Below are 16,942 nucleotides of genomic sequence, written 5' to 3' on the forward strand. Positions count from 1 at the left end.
TCGATTACAAACCCAAATATAATCCATGAAAGCCAACTCAAATTCCACTTTGACACATCAGGAATTACTTCAACACCTCGCCGATAAACTTGAGAATGTAAAGCTCGGGGGAGGCAAAGCTAGAATAGAAAAAGAACACGCCAAAGGTAAACTTACAGCTAGAGAGCGAATCGATTACCTTCGAGATGAAGGTTCAGAGTTTCTTGAAATCGGTGCTTTCGTGGCAGATGGGATGTACGAAGAGGAGGGAGGTTGTCCATCTGGAGGTGTGGTCACGGGAATTGGTCAGGTCTCCGGAAGAATGTGTGTCATTGTCGCCAACGATGCGACGGTAAAGGCAGGAGCGTGGTTCCCGATTACAGCAAAGAAGAATCTTCGCGCTCAAGAGGTGGCCATGGAAAATAGACTTCCGATCATTTACCTGGTGGATAGTGCCGGAGTTTTTCTTCCAATGCAGAATGAGATTTTCCCAGATAAAGAACACTTTGGTCGGCAGTTTCGCAATAATGCAAAAATGTCTGCGATGGGAATTGTACAGGTAGCGGCAATTATGGGTAGTTGCGTTGCTGGTGGAGCTTATCTCCCCATAATGTCTGACGAAGCTTTAATCGTGGACAAAACAGGATCAATATTTTTAGCAGGTTCTTATTTGGTGAAAGCCGCAATCGGCGAAAACGTGGATAATGAAACTTTGGGCGGAGCCACTACTCATTGCGAGATTTCAGGAGTGACGGATAATAAATACCATACCGATCAGGATTGCTTGGATGCGATTCGCAGTATTTTCTCCACCCTCGGCGCTAATGATAAAGCTGGATTTGATCGAATTGAATCGGAGCCTCCAGCCATTTCCGTAGATCAAATGTTGGATGTTTTCCCAGAAGAAAGAGTGAAACCCTATGATATGCTGGAGGTACTCAAGGGAATTGTCGATGGTGGGAAGATCGAAGAGTATAAGAAAGACTATGGCAAAACAATCATTTGTGCCACAGCTCGAATTGATGGCTGGGCTGTGGGAATAGTTGCTAACCAGCGCAAAATCGTAAAAACTTCGAAAGGGGAAATGCAAATGGGTGGAGTGATCTACTCAGACTCCGCAGATAAAGCAGCACGATTTATCATGAATTGCAATCAGCGAAAGATCCCATTGGTTTTTATTCAAGATGTCAGCGGATTTATGGTAGGAAGTAAGGCAGAGCACGGAGGAATCATCAAAGACGGCGCTAAAATGGTCAATGCCATGGCGAATTCGGTGGTGCCGAAGTTTACGTTGGTTTTGGGAAATTCTTATGGAGCAGGTAACTATGCCATGTGCGGCAAAGCCTATGATCCGCGTTTGATTTATTCTTGGCCTACGGCCCAAATGGCTGTGATGTCAGGTGCATCCGCGGCCAAAACTCTTTTGCAAATCAAGGTAGCATCTCTTAAGAAGAAGGGTGAAAAAATCACTCCTGAGGCGGAGGAGAAACTTTTGCAAGAAATCACCGAGAAATATAATGAGGAATTGAGCCCTTTTTATGCTGCATCGCGTCTTTGGGTGGATGGGGTAATCCATCCTGAGGAAACCCGAAAGGTGATCAGTATGGGAATCGAAGCGGCAAATCATGCTCCCATTACAGAAAGATTTAATGTGGGTGTGATCCAAACTTGATCGTTTTTTTTTTAACTTCAATGCAGACCTAAAAAAGTTTAGCGTATTGATGGAATTGAATCAAAAAGAACTAGAGGCCTTAGTCTCGCTGCTAGACGATACGGATATGGAGGTGAAAACCCATGTTCGGGATCGAATCATTTCTTTGGGTTCGGATATCATTCCCTTTCTCGAGCAAAAATGGGAAAGTAGCTTTAATCCAGATATTCAAAAAGAAATCGAGGATTTGGTTCACGACTTGCAGTTTTCTGTACTAAAGGAAAGGCTGGAGGATTGGAAAAATTCAGAGGATCAGGATTTGCTCACTGGACTTTGGATCCTAAATACCTATCAGTATCCAGATATAGAATTTGAAAAGCTTCATGCCGAAATGCATCAAATCTACTTTGAGGTATGGACAGCATTCAAGAATGGCTTAATGCCTTATGAGCAGGTCAAAGCGATCAACGGCGCACTTTTTCGAAATTTGCGTTTTTCAGCCAATTCAAAAAACTTCCATTCCCCTGCCAATAGCATGCTTTCAGCTGTTTTGGAGTCCAGAAAGGGGAATCCAATTACCCTTTGCACCATTTATTATTTAGTAGCTCAAAAGCTAGGTCTTCCGATTTACGGGGTAAATCTCCCTAATTTGTTTGTTTTGGTTTACAAATCAGCCGATTCTAATTTTTACATCAACGCTTTTAATAAGGGGTTGATTTTTAGTAGGAAGGATATTATGAATTATCTAGACCACCTGAAGATCGAACCCAAGGAAGCTTATTTTGAGCCCTGTACCCACCTAGATATTCTAAAGCGATCTCTTCGGAATTTAGCGCACTCTTTTGAAAAGCTAGGTGAAGTCGATAAGGTCAAAGAGATTCAGGTTCTTCAAGAGATTCTCGAGAATTAGAAGGTTTTCACGTTGCAACCCATCGCTCTAACTTGTGGCGGTCCGGGCTTTTGACCTTTTAAAATTTGATTGATCGCTCGCTCAAAGTAACGATCTGTCACGCTACCTTCGGCTTGAGGATTATTGTCAAAAGCTCCACGGTAAGCGATTTCAAAGCCATTTTCCCCATTGGTGATTAAAATGACTTCAGGTATTTTGGTGATCTTAAAGTATTTCGTCCATTCCTGTTCGGGATCTAGAAGATAGGGGACGGAAATGCCGCTTTCTTGCATAAAAGTCTTGAGTGTTTCTGGAGTCTGATTTTCCTCCTTGCTCGGGTTAATTAGATGAAAGGCAAAGCCCTGCGAGCTATATTCTGATATCAAAAATTTTAGTCGGTTAGCGTACATGTCTGCAAATGGGCATTCCATGCTGTGCGAAATTAGGATTAAACCCTTGTTGATCGGGATTTCCCCCAGAGTGATCACTTTTCCGGAAATCACGTCAGTAGTGCTGAGATCCTCGATTCTTTGCGAGAATCCCTGAAATGTGATCGAAAGGAAAAGTAGGATAATTAAAATAGTTTCTTTCATAGCTGCCATTTACCAAATAGTATAGGTTAAAATTAGGTTTTCCATTTTGGAAACCTGAATGGTGTAGGTGTGTTTTTCGTTAGGAAGGCCCACAATTTTGCCTGTGATTTTCTCAGAATTTATATCAAAAGGGTCAAGCAGGATGTTTTCCCGAAAGGAAACTCCCCGTTTGCCTTGGCACTTGAAAATAGACTCTTTGGCCGACCAGGCCATGGTATAATGATGAGGATTCTCCTCCAAAAAATCTAATTCTGACTTGCTCAAAAAACGAGGACCAATCCGTACTACTTTTTCCCGAATGGGTTCAAGATCAAGACCAACGGATTTGTCGGTATGATAAATAGCTGCTGCCAAGCCCAAGGTATGTGAGAGCGAAACATGCCCCTCTCCATTCATGCTTTGGCTTTTTCCGTGCTTATCTTTGTAAAATCCGGGATAAGGCAGGCCTAGACAGTCTAAGGCCTGATAAATGGCCAGACGTGATGAAATCCACTCCTGTTTTTTCTTAGGGTGCGAAATATTTGCCATGGACAGCTTTTCACGAAAACTCAAAAAACTTAACGATTCGGGCAATTCTTCTCCAATAATCTTAGTGGCTAAGGCCGACGAAGCGTCAATTTTTTCTATTTTTGTCTGCATAGGCTAGAGTAAAAATTACAGTCAGTTTCGAAGATAACCAAAAATGCAAGTAAACAAATTACATACGCTAACGGGACATAATGACTGCATCTATGCACTGTGTGAGGGGAGCGATCCCCGTTATTTTTATACTGGGGCAGGCGATGGAATGGTAGTGGAATGGGATTTGGATCAACCAAAAGATGGTAAATTGATCGCAAAACTAGACCATTCGGTCTATGCTCTTGAAGTGGACAAGGAGCGAAACCTCTTGTTTATTGGGCATAATTTTGAAGGTATCCATGTTATCGACCTGAATGAAAACAAGGAGATTTGGTCTTTGAAAATCACCGATCAAGCCATCTTTGATATCAAGGTTTTTGGAAATGAAGTCTATGCGGGAACAGGGGACGGTGTTCTGGTGATTTTGGATATCGCCGAGCGCTCGATCAAAAAGCATATTAAGCTGAGCTCCAAGAGCGTTCGAGTCATGTCCATCGCTCCCAAGAAAAGGCATCTGGCTATAGGATTGAGTGATCATACCATCAAGGTTTTGGACCTTGCAAATGATTTCAGACCAATTACCAATCTCACGGGTCACAGTAACTCCGTGTTTGGTTTAGCGTATAGCCCAGATGAAAGTTTTCTGGCCAGCGGTTCACGTGACGCACATTTGAAAATCTGGAACACCACAAATTACACATTGGATGAAGATATTGTGGCACATATGTATGCCATTAATTATCTATATTTCACGGAAAATGGTAAGTATCTGGCCACCTGCTCCATGGACAAGTCTATTAAGGTTTGGGATTTTGAAGAGCGCAAACTCAAGAAAGTCTTGGATAAAGCAAGAAGTGCTGGCCATGGCACCTCTATCAATAAAGTGATCTGGAGTAGTTACACAGGACAGCTGATTGCTGTGTCTGATGATCGTTCCATATCGATCTGGCAAATAGAACCGATTCTTATATGAAAATCACCCCAACCGCCATCAGGCAAAAAACTTTTGAAACCAGCTTTAGAGGCTATGAAAAAAAGGAAGTTTCAGATTTTTTAGTAGAAATAGCCGAAATCGTAGATCAGCTCCACAAAGAAAATATTGAGCTGAAGTCCAAACTTCAAAATACCGAGATGGAAGCTAAGCGTCTGAAAGACGTGGAGGACTCCCTCTTTAAAACGTTAAAAACGGCTGAAGATACTGGTGCGATGATTATTGAAGAGGCTAATGAGGCTGCAGATCAGATTATTGCTGAAGCCAATCAACTCGCCGAAAAAAGTACCGCTCAAGCCAATGAACTCTACCAATCGGCGCTTGCCAAGGCTCAAAAGCAATCCGATCAACTTATTGGAGCTGCAGAAAAGAAGGCTCAAGACACCATCATTGAGCTTCGAGAAAGTATGGGTGACTTGGTTCGATCCTACGAAGGACTCGTTGAGCAAAGAGAAGCCCTTGTCAAGAGCCTCCGTCGTATCACCCAAGATTCTTTAAATCAAATTGATCTTTCAGAAGCCCATTTTTCTCGTCTAGATGCGAAGGCCTATAAAAGGGCAATTGAAGATTTAAGTCGCTCCAATGCCTTTACTTTTGCGAACCTCGAAAACCTCGTACCGAATGAAGAGGAGGTGGATCAGGAAGAAAAGGAGATTTTAGATCAGCAAATTGAGACTGTAGAGGATGAAGTGTCGAGCTCAGAGGAACAAGAAGTGACACTCGATGAAAAGGAGGAAGAGGTACTTGCAGATGAAGAGGATCAGTCTGAAGACGAATCTGAGGCTGAAAATAGGGAAGTGGAAGAACCCAAAGCCCAAGTCTACACTGAAGAGCAGGAAGCGGAAGTAGAGGAAGATATATCGGAGTCAGAAGAATCAGTCAAAAAGACCACCACTCCTCCAAAAGACGATAAAAAAGACTCTGATCCCTCGGCTTCTTTTTTTGATCAACTTTAAATCATGGGAAAAGTCTCTCTCGAAGGAATAGAATTTCACGCCTACCATGGAGCTTTCCCAGAAGAAGAGATTCTGGGAAATCGCTTCACGCTAGATCTGGAGCTTACGACTGATTTTTTTAAGGCTATGTCTGAAGATCTCCTCCAAGAGACCGTAGACTACGGAAAGTTGTATGCGCTGATCAAAGCTAGAATGGATGTTCGGGTGAAACTTCTAGAGCGTCTGGGCTATCTGATTATCAAAGACATTTTGAGCGCCTATCCCCAAACGGAAAGTGTGACTTTGACCCTGAAAAAGCATCATCCAGCACTTGGGGGCTTGGTGAAGTTTTCTGCCGTCACGGTCAAATACCCTGAAGATTTTCAGAAGGACAGCTAGCATGTATACTCAGGCTGAAATCAGCGCGATTCGAAAGAAATTTTGGGTGGCATTTGGGCAGTATATGAAGCCAGTGCCCAATGCTCAGGGAAGACGCATTAATTGGCCAAACTACAGAACTGGAGTCAAAGACATTTATTTCCGGATGAAAGCTGAGCGAGATTTTGCCTCAGTGGGGATAGAATTGGGGCATTCAGATCCAGAACTTCAGGAATTGTATTTTGATCACTTCGGGCAGCTAAAAAAAATCTTAGAGAGCTCAACTCAGGAGAATTGGGACTGGAAGTTACTTTCTCCCAATGAAGTAGGCCAACCCGTATCTAGAATCGAAAAAGTAATCACTGGCGTGAATGTATTGGATGAAGGGACCTGGCCAGAAATTATCTCCTTTTTGAAGCCTAGAATTATAGCGTTAGATGAGTTTTGGGATTTGGTCAAGCCGGGATTTGAAGAATTTTAAAACTGCCCTTTTTGATAGGTAAAGGATTCCGTCATCTCTTTGCCGTTTTCGGTCAGAGCCAAATGAAGCTGAATCACATCACCCTTTCGAATCATCGTAAGTCCATCAAACCAAACTGAATTTGGTCCGGTTTCAACCAACCTAAACTCCGTCCATTCTCCCTCTTCCTCCCAGGCGCTCAAGTCTGGATTATAGTGTCTGAGCTTTAGGGTAAATGAATCGCCTTCCTGGACAAGGTTCATGAATTCAGAAAAAACCAATTTGCCTTCAGACCAAAAGCGAAATGTTCCAATCATGTGGCCGTCTACAGCCGGCATCCAAACCTCCTCGGCATCTCCTCCAAAAACCTCACCTTCCCAATACCCAACCAACCACTCGAGCTCATCTAAGTTTCCAATTCCGGGGTTTTGTCCTTCTTCTAGTTTTTTGACCTGAGCTTGCCCTAGGTTAAATATGAAGAAAATGCACAAAGAGATAAGGGAGGTTTTCATAGCTAGGTGGGTTGAAAGCTATGAAAATAATGAATTATTCTTGATCATGCCTCTTTGGCAGGTCGGCATTTACAAAAGTGAAGCCTCTGGCCTCATCTCCTTCAAAAAAATCAATTTGCATTCCCATCAAAAACATGTAGTGTCGCTTTTCAATCAAAACGGGGATTCCTCGAATTTCAAATTTCTGATCCTCCTGCTTTGGCTTGTCAAACCCCAAAGCATAAGACATTCCACCGCATCCACCACCCTTTACTCCAACACGTAAGAAATAGTCTGTGGGAATATTTTTGTTTTCCATGATGTTCCGAATTTCAGCTTCTGCCTTTTCGGTTATTTTTATGGGAATAATCATGCGTTTGAAATCAATTTGGCAGGGATTTGGTTCGTAGTACTTGGCAATTTATTAATTCAAATGGCTATTATTGGCCGAATTTAATGCAGATATTCGTTTATTAACAATAGCAATGAAGTACCTCTACGACATATTAATCATAATCTTACCCGCTGGAATCGTCCTTTACGGAATGTATTTGATCGTTGTCTCTTTTCTTTCTAAAGAAAGAGAAAAAATGCTGGTGGATCTGAAGACTCAAAATACTCAAATCATTCTGCCTGTAAGGCTTCAGGCGGGCGAGCGATTGTGTTTGCTCCTGGAGAGAATTACACCAAACAATCTGGTGCGACGTGTAAATACTTCAGAAGTTACCGCAGGGGCGCTTTATGGACAATTGGTCCATGAAGTTCGAGAGGAATTTAGTCATAACTTCAGTCAGCAGGTTTACTTTTCGGAGGAAACTTGGGAGGCCGTGAAAATGGCAGTTGAAGATGTGATCACCATATTAAATCAAAGTCGCCAGCAGGTCGAAAACGATGCGAGTGGTCTGGATTTGGCAAAGCATATTTTTGCCATTTCACTAGATCGGAAAAGTGATGCAATAGCTTTTGCGCTACGGAAAGTGAAATCTGAAATTCAATTATATTTTTGATGATGACCTTGAAAAGCAAGAGTACTAATATGCTCGAAAAAGCGAAGGAGCTTTTTGGAAAGCAAGCTGAACGAATAGCTGCTCAACCCAAAAAATTGCAAGAGCTTTTGGGGCAAGTGGGACAGAAAATCGGCAAGATGGCTCGAGATCCGCGAATCCAGAAATTGGTAATGCCTCTGGCTGTATTCACACGAATGATCAAAGCGCATTATGCGGGTGAATATTCAATTGCCACAAGTACTCTAATATTCATCATCTTGGGAATGGTATACTTTATTTCACCTATTGATATTATTCCTGATTTTTTAGGAGTTTTTGGTTTTGCTGATGATGCCTCTGTAGTTTTGGCCATTTTTGCTCGTCTGAAAGACCAAATTGAGGAATTTTTGGAGTGGGAGAGAACTTCTAAGGAGTAGGGGCTGTTAACCCCAAAACTTGACCAATTCATGAACACGGATTATCAGACGATCACCCCTAAGGTGATTGAAAATGCATTTACATATTCGGAGTATCGAGCACTTATAGATCGTTTACTTTTAGAGAAAAAAACGACAGGAACCAATCATTCGGAGGCATATTTAGACTACACTGCGATGAATAACCGCCGTATGGATCGTTGGGACAAAACCACCAAAATACCTTCTGAATTAGAAGAGTTGGTAGCTCAAATCCAAGAAAAACAGGTTTGGTTAATCATAACGGAAGGCTGGTGTGGAGATGCTGCGCAAAATATTCCCTTTATTCAAAAACTGGCAGACCTTTCAGATTTCGTAGAGGTTAGGTATATCTTGAGAGATGAGAATATAGAAATCATGGATCAATATCTTACCAACGGAGGAAGGTCTATACCAAAGCTTATAGCATTGAATGAAGATTTATCTGAGGAGTTTTTTACTTGGGGGCCAAGGCCTGAGTTTCTTCAAGAGCGGCTACGCCAGTACAAATTGGATCCACAGGGTGTGAGCAGTGCTGATTTCGCCACCGGAACACATCTTTGGTATGCCAAGGATAAAAACCGTAGTTTGGCTAAAGAATTCCAAACCTTGATTTCAACTTATCTTTCTAAATGAGAATTGCCATTCTATCTGGTACGTCCGGTTTAATCGGGATGCAGCTTTTGCATCAGCTGTTAAAAAACCCTTCCTACGATTACATCATCAGCATAGGGCGACGTGAGCTTGCTTTGAAGCACGCAAAGTTGATTCAGCTCAAAGGGGATTTGCTAAAGGTTTCAGATTGGAATTTGGGAGAAATGATCGTTGAAAAAGACCTGGGTGGAGAACACCAAGACTTGAGATCTAAGTTAGAGTCTGGTGATTGTCAGATTGATTCTTTTTGTTCTCTTGGTACTACAATCGGAAAGGCGGGGTCCAAAGAAAAATTCAAATCCATTGATCAAGATATGGTTTTGGCCATCGCTTCTTGGGTGAAATCTATTGGTGGAAACCAATTTTGCTATGTATCTGCTTTGGGAGCTGATTCGAATTCGGGAGTTTTTTACAATCAGGTAAAAGGACAAGCGGAAGATGGACTTAAAGATTTGAATTTTGATTATTTGGGGATTTTTCGACCATCACTTTTGCTTGGAGAGAGAAAGGAATTTCGCTTTGGAGAGCAAGTGGCCACTGTGCTGATGAAGCCATTGGTTTGGCTTAAGGTCTTAAAAAATATCCGTCCAATCTATGATTATCAAGTAGCTAAAGCAATGGTGCAAAAAGCTCTGGATACTGGGAAAGCAAAGGGTGTAGAAATTATCAATTCTGGTCAAATGCAAGATCTTACCACATGAAATTAGTCGTTCAAAGGGTTAGTGAAGCCTCAGTCACGATTGAGGGCATCCGTAAATCTGAAATAGGTGAGGGTCTCTTGGTATTAGTGGGGATTGAAGATTCTGATGAGCAGGAGGACATAGATTGGCTTGCAAATAAATTGGTAAACCTTCGGATTTTCCCGGATGAAAATGGAGTGATGAACCGCTCTTTGTTGGAGATTTGGGGGGATGCTTTATTGATTTCTCAATTCACACTTCATGCGAGCACCAAAAAAGGCAACAGGCCTTCTTATATCAAAGCTGCTAAACCCGAAATTGCAGTTCCAATTTATGAGAATTTCATTTCTAAAGTTGAGCTTCTTTTAGGGAAAAAAGTGGGTACCGGAGAATTTGGAGCGGATATGAAAGTTGCCCTGATCAATGATGGTCCTGTGACCATTTTGATAGATTCAAAGAATAGAGTTTAAGCTCTCGAGTGTCATTTTATTTCTTAATTTGGATAACCTATCCAAAATTTTTAGCCCTTTGTCAGCACCAGATGTATTGATTTCTATCCACCAAGCCAGTAGTACGGCTATGGGTAAATCGATTTTAGAAAACCTGAATTTTGAAATCCGAAGAGGAGAAACTTGGGCTATCATTTCCCCCTCTGGAGAAGAACAAACTGGGTTTCTTCAGACTTTACGTGGCAAGACAATTTTGCGGAAAGGTCAAATCAGCTTTCCTTTTGCTCAGAAGTATTTGGGAAAAATGAATGAGCTAGGAGTAGCTCATAGCCCTCAGGATTTGATTTCCCATGTATCCCAAGAATACCAATTCAGAAATAAGTCCAATCTTCAAAATTTCTATTTCCAGCAGCGTTTCAATTCTTCAGAAGTCGATGAAGCTCTAAGCGTTAGGGAGTATTTAGCGTCTAATTCGTCGAATCAAGATGGATTTTGGACCTTAGAAAAGGTAAGCAAACTCCTAAATCTCGAAAGTTTGCTTAACCAGTCTATTTTGAAATTATCAAATGGGGAAACGAGACGCCTAGCCTTGGCACTTGGGCTTTTGCGACAGCCTTTGATCTTCTTGATGGATCAGCCTACTACGGGGCTGGATGTGCAGAGCAGGATGAATTTTGGTGTGTTTTTGGAAGAAATTACTACGGCTGGGGTTCATGTGATTTTAACTTGCTCCCCAGAGGAAATTCCATCTGGAGTGACGCATGTCGGCAAGCTCTCGAAAGATGGACTTGAAGCTTTCAAGATTCAGGAGTTTAATAAACTAGAACAGGAAGGGATCAATTTTCCATTTGATCAAGACGAACTGATAAGCCTCAGCAAAGCTGAAGTAAATGATTCGGTTCAAGTGATTCGTCTTTTAAATGTCAATATCAAATACGGGGATAAGCAAATCCTGAAAGATCTTTCCTGGGAAGTGAATTCAGGTGAGCAATGGCAAATCAAAGGGAAAAACGGATCTGGAAAATCCACCTTGATTTCTTTATTGATCGGAGAAAACCCTCAGGCCTATGCCAATGATATTTGGCTTTTTGGGCGAAAGAGAGGCTCCGGGGAAAGTATCTGGGATATCAAAAGGCCAACAGGTTTTGTAGCTCCAGAGCTGGCTCGTTTTTTTCCAACCAATCAAACATGCAGAAAGGTGATTCTATCGGGTTTGTTTGATACCATGGGGCTTTTCAAAAAAGTCACCAGCGAACAAGAAAATTTGGCCGATCGTTGGATAAGACTTTTTGCTTTGCAATCAGTATCCAATGTGCCCATTCAGCGACTTGCAGCAGATCAACAGCGATGGACCTTGCTTGCCAGAGCTTTAATCAAAAGACCCAAATTATTGATTTTAGACGAAGCTTCTCAAGGTCTAGATGATCGGCAAAGGGGTGTTTTTAAAGAAACCATCGACGCAATTTGTAGGGAGACTGACTTGACCTTGATTTATGTGAGTCATTATGATTCGGATGTGCCTGAGATGGTAGATCGTGTTTTGGATTTAGGATAGTTCAAAGAGGAACTACTTGGACGTTGATCTTGATGCGATAAGCTATCTTGTTTTTTAGGCAATAAAAATATTTTTCAGGTCTGATTTAAATGCTTAAAATTCCCAGAAAGAATTCGCTTTCAGTTTGTTAAAGGAGGCTGATACTCTTTTAAGTTCTGTTTGAAAGAAATGCCTTTTATTTTTTTTGAGTTGATTTTCTATTCCTTTTTCGCCTTTACCTGTTCTCTTCTGAAAATTGTGATATCCCTAATCAAGTCCAAAGGTATAGGCTGATCCAAAGGAAATTGAATTGCGCCTTTGGAGGTTTTATAGGGTTCTAATTCCTTTTTGAAGGCAACGATTGCTTCGGGATGGGGGTAAAACCCGATATGTTTTTTCATTACAGCATAGTAGACCAAAACCTCTGAAGTCTTGAATGCGGGCATGTGATAACTGATTACCTCCTTCGCATTCGGGACTACTGCTGCAATTGTCTCACGGATAGATTGAAGTTTTTCCTGTATGGTCTCCGTTTGCCAGCTAAAGTATTCTGCCACAGATGATGCTTTGGGATTCATTAGGTTTTCTTTATCTAAAATTGATCTATTATCGTAACTCCTGTGTCATGAAATTTATTCATTTCCATTAATGCGGTTGCAGCATCTTCCAGAGTTATGGATCTGCCAATTAATAATTCCGGGTTCATTCTTCCTGCCGTGATCATTTGAATCATCTCAGGATAGCGATGGGATTGCATGCCATGACTTCCTAAGATTTCCAATTCGTTCGAAAGGACCAAATTCATGGGGACAGCACTATTTTTTTGATTACCAAGCAAAAGACCTACCTGAATGTGTTTTCCGCGCTTTCGTAGACAAGAAACAGAATTGAAAAGCGTCTGAGGATTTCCAAGCGCATCTATCGAAACATGGACTCCACCTTTGGAAATTTCACGAACCACTTCTGCCACATTCGAATTGGAGGCATCAATAGTGGCAACTGCTCCAATTTTTCTGGCTAATTCCAATTTTTCCTTATCAATATCAATTGCGATGACCTGCGCTCCTAATGCATTTGCAATCATAATCGCTGAGAGGCCAACACCCCCGCATCCATGAATAGCTACCCACTGGCCGCCGGTTACTTTCCCTTGGTCTACTACAGCTCGAAATGAAGTCGCAAATCTGCAACCCAAGCTTGCCGCTGTTTGGAAATTCATCGTCACTGGAAGCTCCACTAAATTGATATCTACTCGATCTATGGATACATATTCCGCAAAAGATCCCCAATGCGTAAATCCGGGTTGTGATTGGTCATCGCATACCTGATGATTTCCTGATGCGCATTCTGGGCATTTCCCACAGCCAGCCACAAATGGTACGGTCACACGATCACCGATTTTCCAGTTTTTTACTTCAGTGCCCACAGCCTGGATGATGCCGGAAAATTCATGTCCTGGTACATGGGGCAAAACAATATCCTCATCATGACCCATCCAGCCATGCCAATCACTTCTGCAAAGTCCCGTGGCCTTCACCTGGATAATGACTCCATCTGGCTTGGGATCGGGTTCTCTGACGTCTTCTATACTCGGAATGGATTGGAAGGAATGATATACAATTGCTTTCATTTAGTGGGGATTTGAAACAAGGGTGATCAAAATTTATTTTTTATAATCCTTACCGATTAAGCTTTCCAGAACGGATTGCTGCCAGATTCGGAGTTCTTCTTGCAGGTTTTGCGCTAGCTCAGGATAATCTTTAACGATATTTTTCGACTCCGACTGATCTACGCTCAAATCAAACAATTCCAATACTGGTCTACCTTCATCGTCCTCTTGAATCACCAATTTGTATTGGTTGTCTATGATAGCCCGTGCTCCCAAAAAGTCCGAAGGAATAATCTCAGTTTGGATATAATTTCTAAAATCTCGGGTCGCTTTTCCGTTCATCAACTTGACCAGGGGTGAAGTACCCTCTTGAAGTTTGGGATCTATGTAAGTGGCTGCAGTTTGAGGGTTTTGGGGCCTACCATTCCAAAACTTCATAGTCCTTGGCCTGGGTGTACTTGCCCCTTCAAGCCAAGGCAAAAGGCTGATTCCATCGATTGGACGATTAGGAAGTGGTATTTCAAGAATGTCGCAAATAGTGGGGAAGACATCGGATGAATTCATATTTACATCTAAAATTAATGATTCATCGATTTTATTGGGCCATTCCAAGACGCTCGGAACTCTAATACCACCTTCATAAATACTCCCTTTTTCTTCACGAAAAGGCACCGTAGCATTGGCTTCTCGAGGAGTGCCATTATCCCCAAAATACCAAAATAGCGTGTTCGATCGTAGATTTTCTTCTTTTAGGAAACCTCTTAACTCGCCTATGCTTCGATCCATAGCGGTGATCTCTGCAAATCGCTCTTGAAGGACATCGCGTTGAAGCCTTTCCACAGGTGAACCTGTTTCATTAGAGGTGAGTCGCACCGTTTTGGTGGCAAAGGTGTCTGGAAGGTCTTCGTAAAGGCCCAGATCTTCTTCTAGGCCGCTATAGGGCTCATGCGGAGATCCATACCAAATCACCACAAAAAAAGGCTTTCCTCCGGCTATGGATTGCTTGATGAACTTTTTGGCTTCCCTTACCAAAATCTCTGAGCTTTCTCCTTCAAAAATTTCTGGATCAGCACCGTTTCTAGAAAGCGCGGGGTTCATTTCAAAGAAATTATCATGAGAAAGCCACTCATCGAATCCAAGAGCACCGGGATTGGTAGGCGAGGAAGCTTTCACAGGACCCACATGCCATTTTCCAAAATGGGCAGTCGCATACCCTTGGCTTTGCAGGAGTTGAGCAATACTAATCTCTTCAGGGCGGATAGAAAAGCCGGGAGTGAAGGTTCCGTAACGGTTGGGATGTCTGCCTGTCAAAATACTTCCACGGGTCGGAGAGCAAACTGGCGAAGCCGAATAAAAGCGATTCATTCTCACTCCTGTTTTTGCAAGTTCATCCAAGACTGGTGTTTTTAAATAGGGATGCCCATTATATCCCGTTTCATCCCAGCCATGGTCATCTCCTAAAAGCAGAATGATGTTGGGTTGGTTTTGGCTTTGCCCTTCACTGATAAAAGCTAAACCCAAAAAGCCAAAGATTAAAAAAAGACAAAATGTAGTCGTTTTCATTTGTTTGGTAGATCTGTCTTTAAGTTAAATCAAAATTTTGATGGATTGGCACCTTACAATTCAATTTGAAAATCGGATTTTAAAAATCTCTTGTTTAGCTTAAGGTCTGTACACATCAAAAGTCCCATGTCAAATCGACGTCAGTTTATTCAAAAATTAAGTATTGGAATGATCGCACCGAGTTTGGCCCCTGATTTTTTGACTATAGAAAGGACTAAATTTAAGATAGACTCTGCGCTTCCTCCAGAGGATTTTTGGAAGGAGTTGCGAAAGGAGTTCCCGCTGACTCAGGATCGAGTTTATTTGAATAATGGGACTTTTGGACCGTCTCCAGCTGTGGTAGTGGAGGCTTTGAAAGACAGTATTGACCAAATCTACACCTCAGGAGAATACGGGAATTTTAATGCCGAACGGCAGAAACTTGCGGCTTTTGTCGGAGTAAAAACTTCTGAACTTTGCCTTACTCATAATACTACTGAAGGGATCAATATCATGACTTGGGGTCTACCGCTCAAAGCTGGAGATGAGGTGATTCTTACCACACATGAACATGTGGGTAATGGGCTTCCTTGGCTCAATCGAGCAAAGTTGGATGGAATTGTGATTAAGACCTTCGAACCGAGAAACACTCAGTCAGAAAATTTTGAAGCAATCAAAAGTCTATGTGGATCAAAGACCAAGGTAATTGCCGTGCCCCATGTGACTTGCACCACTGGATTGGTATTTCCCATTAAAGAGATTTCTCAATGGGCCAAGGCTAAAGAGATATTCACGGCAATTGATGGGGCCCATGGGGCAGGGATTTTTGATCTGGATTTGAAGGATTTGGGTTGTGATTTTTATGCCGGATGCTATCATAAATGGATGCTTGGACCCATTGGCACAGGGTTTTTGTATGTGAGGGAAGAGCTTTTAGATCAATTGCAGGCAATTCATGTTGGAGGGTATTCTGATTCTGGATGGGATATCACCACTAATCCACCCATCATTCAGGGCTATGCGCCCACCGCACATCGCTATGACTATGGGACGCAGAGCCGACCTCAATATGTAGGTGCTGCAGCAGCTGCAGATTTTCACGAGGCCATAGGAAAAGAACGAGTGGAAAAAAGGATCCGAGAATTGAATGAATATCTTTATGCGGGACTTAAGGAAATGAGTTTGGAATTGAGTCTTTTGACCCCGGAAGAACCAGAATCTCGAGTGGCGATGGTTTCTTTCAAGCCCAAGAATAAAGACTACCAAGTGGTTGCTCAGTCTCTAGTCAAAAGTAGCTTTCGGATTCGTCAAGTACCTGAAAGTGGTGTGAACGCTATTCGCGTTTCTACGCATATTTATAACAGTAAGGAAGAAATCGATGATTTTATCAAGGCTTTGGAAAGCCAGTTGAGTTAAATTATGAAACAGGAAAATACAGAAATTACCTTGGCAGAAGCCCAAGAAAAAGTTGATCACTGGATCAAAACAGTTGGCGTGCGCTACTTTAATGAACTTACCAATATGACAATCCTGATGGAGGAAGTAGGGGAGCTAGCACGAATCATGTCAAGAACCTACGGAGAGCAATCCTTCAAGGAGTCCGACAAGGGGAAAGATCTGGGAGATGAAATGGCTGATGTGCTTTGGGTGCTTATTTGCCTAGCAAATCAGACCGGGGTGGACCTTACTCAGGCACTTCAAAAGAACTTTGAGAAAAAAAATATTCGAGATCTGGATCGGCACAAAAACAACGAAAAGTTAAAATGAAAAACCCTGACAGAGTCAGGGTTTCGTTTTAGTTTTCTTTCAGAAAATTGTAGATCTCATCTTTCAATCGAACACGCTCAGATCTTTTGTGATTGAGTGTTTCATCCGAAGCTGGCTCGGCGTCAGACTCGATTCGATAGATTTCATGGTCCAGCTCATCGTAGTGCTCATAGAGCTTTTTAAAGTGAGTATTATCCACTTTCATGGAGTGAATTTTTTCCTCAAATTCAGGAAATGCCTCAATTAGGTTATGCTTTTTAATCATTGGTTTATCATTT

At 42.1% G+C, this 16,942-nt stretch carries 22 protein-coding genes; 14 read left to right on the forward strand and 8 right to left on the reverse strand.

The features are described 5' to 3' along the window. Positions 1-25 precede the first annotated feature (25 nt). Both ACFOSV_RS10590 and ACFOSV_RS10595 read left to right on the forward strand, forming a co-directional pair. Positions 26-1,651: an acyl-CoA carboxylase subunit beta gene (locus ACFOSV_RS10590; RefSeq protein ID WP_377905986.1), complete on the forward strand. Its 1,626-nt coding sequence runs from the start codon at positions 26-28 to the stop codon at positions 1,649-1,651. A gap of 49 nt (positions 1,652-1,700) precedes the next feature. After that, positions 1,701-2,540 carry a transglutaminase-like domain-containing protein gene (locus ACFOSV_RS10595; protein ID WP_377905987.1) on the forward strand — a complete coding sequence of 280 codons (840 nt, stop codon included), beginning with the start codon at positions 1,701-1,703 and terminating at the stop codon, positions 2,538-2,540. On the opposite strand, the gene ACFOSV_RS10600 is transcribed toward ACFOSV_RS10595, so the two are convergent. Both ACFOSV_RS10600 and ACFOSV_RS10605 read right to left on the reverse strand, forming a co-directional pair. After that, the gene (locus ACFOSV_RS10600) at positions 2,537-3,112 is read right to left on the reverse strand and encodes a redoxin domain-containing protein (protein WP_377905988.1); all 576 of its coding nucleotides are present in this window, start codon (positions 3,110-3,112) and stop codon (positions 2,537-2,539) included. The two genes, ACFOSV_RS10595 and ACFOSV_RS10600, sit on opposite strands and share 4 nt — an antisense overlap. A 9-nt stretch (positions 3,113-3,121) precedes the next feature. After that, a complete protein-coding gene (locus ACFOSV_RS10605; RefSeq protein WP_377905989.1) occupies positions 3,122-3,751 on the reverse strand; it encodes a 4'-phosphopantetheinyl transferase family protein in 630 nt (209 codons plus the stop codon). Positions 3,752-3,794: 43 nt separating this feature from the next. Between ACFOSV_RS10605 and ACFOSV_RS10610 the strand changes: the two genes are divergently transcribed. The 4 genes from ACFOSV_RS10610 to ACFOSV_RS10625 are packed head-to-tail and all read left to right on the forward strand — an operon-like array spanning position 3,795 to position 6,518. Further along, entirely contained in the window at positions 3,795-4,706 is a 912-nt protein-coding gene (locus ACFOSV_RS10610; RefSeq protein WP_377905990.1) for a WD40 repeat domain-containing protein, read from the forward strand. After that, positions 4,703-5,680, forward strand: coding sequence for a DivIVA domain-containing protein (locus ACFOSV_RS10615; RefSeq protein WP_377905991.1), 978 nt, complete (start codon positions 4,703-4,705; stop codon positions 5,678-5,680). Before ACFOSV_RS10610 ends, ACFOSV_RS10615 begins: the two co-directional genes overlap by 4 nt. 3 nt (positions 5,681-5,683) lie before the next feature. Continuing rightward, positions 5,684-6,058, forward strand: a complete 375-nt coding sequence (gene folB / locus ACFOSV_RS10620; protein WP_377905992.1) for a dihydroneopterin aldolase — start codon at positions 5,684-5,686, stop codon at positions 6,056-6,058. Position 6,059: 1 nt separating this feature from the next. Then, positions 6,060-6,518 (forward strand): DUF4268 domain-containing protein, encoded by a 459-nt coding sequence (locus tag ACFOSV_RS10625; protein WP_377905993.1) that lies wholly within the window; start codon positions 6,060-6,062, stop codon positions 6,516-6,518. Here ACFOSV_RS10625 and ACFOSV_RS10630 read toward each other — a convergent pair. Next, a complete protein-coding gene (locus ACFOSV_RS10630) occupies positions 6,515-7,009 on the reverse strand; it encodes a DUF6265 family protein (protein WP_377905994.1) in 495 nt (164 codons plus the stop codon). The two genes, ACFOSV_RS10625 and ACFOSV_RS10630, sit on opposite strands and share 4 nt — an antisense overlap. Before the next feature lie 34 nt (positions 7,010-7,043). After that, positions 7,044-7,361, reverse strand: coding sequence for a HesB/IscA family protein (locus ACFOSV_RS10635; protein WP_377905995.1), 318 nt, complete (start codon positions 7,359-7,361; stop codon positions 7,044-7,046). Positions 7,362-7,473: 112 nt separating this feature from the next. Between ACFOSV_RS10635 and ACFOSV_RS10640 the strand changes: the two genes are divergently transcribed. The 6 genes from ACFOSV_RS10640 to ACFOSV_RS10665 are packed head-to-tail and all read left to right on the forward strand — an operon-like array spanning position 7,474 to position 11,767. Then, the gene (locus tag ACFOSV_RS10640) at positions 7,474-7,995 is read left to right on the forward strand and encodes a DUF7935 family protein (protein ID WP_377905996.1); all 522 of its coding nucleotides are present in this window, start codon (positions 7,474-7,476) and stop codon (positions 7,993-7,995) included. Continuing rightward, on the forward strand, positions 7,995-8,411 hold the full coding sequence (locus ACFOSV_RS10645; RefSeq protein ID WP_377905997.1) for a YkvA family protein: 417 nt from the start codon (positions 7,995-7,997) through the stop codon (positions 8,409-8,411). Before ACFOSV_RS10640 ends, ACFOSV_RS10645 begins: the two co-directional genes overlap by 1 nt. A 30-nt stretch (positions 8,412-8,441) precedes the next feature. After that, a complete protein-coding gene (locus tag ACFOSV_RS10650) occupies positions 8,442-9,065 on the forward strand; it encodes a thioredoxin family protein (protein ID WP_377905998.1) in 624 nt (207 codons plus the stop codon). Further along, positions 9,062-9,784 (forward strand): oxidoreductase, encoded by a 723-nt coding sequence (locus tag ACFOSV_RS10655; RefSeq protein ID WP_377905999.1) that lies wholly within the window; start codon positions 9,062-9,064, stop codon positions 9,782-9,784. Before ACFOSV_RS10650 ends, ACFOSV_RS10655 begins: the two co-directional genes overlap by 4 nt. Next, positions 9,781-10,233, forward strand: a complete 453-nt coding sequence (gene dtd / locus ACFOSV_RS10660) for a D-aminoacyl-tRNA deacylase (protein WP_377906000.1) — start codon at positions 9,781-9,783, stop codon at positions 10,231-10,233. The genes ACFOSV_RS10655 and dtd overlap by 4 nt, the downstream gene beginning before the upstream one ends. Positions 10,234-10,291: 58 nt before the next feature. Continuing rightward, a complete protein-coding gene (locus ACFOSV_RS10665) occupies positions 10,292-11,767 on the forward strand; it encodes an ATP-binding cassette domain-containing protein (protein ID WP_377906001.1) in 1,476 nt (491 codons plus the stop codon). Positions 11,768-11,964: 197 nt separating this feature from the next. Here the strand turns inward: ACFOSV_RS10665 and ACFOSV_RS10670 are convergent, their stop codons facing one another. From ACFOSV_RS10670 to ACFOSV_RS10680, 3 genes are read right to left on the reverse strand one after another with little or no spacing between them, the layout of a single operon-like run. Next, positions 11,965-12,324 carry an iron chaperone gene (locus tag ACFOSV_RS10670; protein ID WP_377906002.1) on the reverse strand — a complete coding sequence of 120 codons (360 nt, stop codon included), beginning with the start codon at positions 12,322-12,324 and terminating at the stop codon, positions 11,965-11,967. 14 nt (positions 12,325-12,338) lie between these two features. Further along, a complete protein-coding gene (locus ACFOSV_RS10675) occupies positions 12,339-13,376 on the reverse strand; it encodes a zinc-dependent alcohol dehydrogenase family protein (protein WP_377906003.1) in 1,038 nt (345 codons plus the stop codon). Between the two features lie 33 nt (positions 13,377-13,409). Further along, the gene (locus tag ACFOSV_RS10680; protein ID WP_377906004.1) at positions 13,410-14,918 is read right to left on the reverse strand and encodes a sulfatase family protein; all 1,509 of its coding nucleotides are present in this window, start codon (positions 14,916-14,918) and stop codon (positions 13,410-13,412) included. Between the two features lie 126 nt (positions 14,919-15,044). On the opposite strand from ACFOSV_RS10680, the gene ACFOSV_RS10685 reads away from it, so the two are divergent. Together ACFOSV_RS10685 and ACFOSV_RS10690 are read left to right on the forward strand one after the other, a co-directional pair. Next, the gene (locus tag ACFOSV_RS10685; RefSeq protein WP_377906005.1) at positions 15,045-16,313 is read left to right on the forward strand and encodes an aminotransferase class V-fold PLP-dependent enzyme; all 1,269 of its coding nucleotides are present in this window, start codon (positions 15,045-15,047) and stop codon (positions 16,311-16,313) included. A gap of 3 nt (positions 16,314-16,316) precedes the next feature. Further along, positions 16,317-16,664 (forward strand): nucleotide pyrophosphohydrolase, encoded by a 348-nt coding sequence (locus ACFOSV_RS10690; RefSeq protein WP_377906006.1) that lies wholly within the window; start codon positions 16,317-16,319, stop codon positions 16,662-16,664. A 28-nt stretch (positions 16,665-16,692) separates the two neighbouring features. On the opposite strand, the gene ACFOSV_RS10695 is transcribed toward ACFOSV_RS10690, so the two are convergent. Further along, positions 16,693-16,929 (reverse strand): YdcH family protein, encoded by a 237-nt coding sequence (locus ACFOSV_RS10695; protein WP_377906007.1) that lies wholly within the window; start codon positions 16,927-16,929, stop codon positions 16,693-16,695. Positions 16,930-16,942: the final 13 nt, after the last annotated feature.

The sequence above is a fragment of the Algoriphagus namhaensis genome (assembly GCF_042649705.1).
GTDB classification, from domain to species: domain Bacteria; phylum Bacteroidota; class Bacteroidia; order Cytophagales; family Cyclobacteriaceae; genus Algoriphagus; species Algoriphagus namhaensis.